Annotated in this window: 1 protein-coding gene; it reads right to left on the minus strand. The window is 47.4% G+C overall.

Going from position 1 to position 365, the window contains the following annotated elements; translation table 11 throughout:
• A partial coding sequence (locus tag A3712_RS19750) for a GTP-binding protein (protein ID WP_231891847.1) occupies positions 1 to 297 on the minus strand: 297 nt, incomplete at its 3' end.
• Positions 298 to 365 lie beyond the last annotated feature (68 nt).

Below are 365 nucleotides of genomic sequence, written 5' to 3' on the forward strand. Positions count from 1 at the left end.
CATTTGCGCAGCACCAGTGATCATGTTTTTAACATAATCCGCGTGTCCTGGACAGTCTACGTGTGCGTAGTGACGAGTTGGAGTGTCGTACTCAACGTGAGAAGTTGCGATTGTGATACCGCGCTCACGCTCTTCTGGAGCGTTATCGATAGATGCGAAGTCTTTCGCTTCACCACCGTACACTTTAGAAAGTGTAGTACAGATAGCAGCAGTTAGAGTTGTTTTACCGTGGTCAACGTGGCCGATAGTACCAACGTTTACGTGCGGTTTCGTACGTTCAAATTTTTCTTTAGACATGGGGTGTCCCTCTCCTAGTTATGATTCGCCACGACCATTATTGGTCGAGACGCGCCAGAAATTGCTAT

This window comes from Vibrio sp. HI00D65 (genome assembly GCF_001635455.1).
In the GTDB taxonomy this organism is placed as follows: Bacteria; Pseudomonadota; Gammaproteobacteria; order Enterobacterales; family Vibrionaceae; genus Vibrio.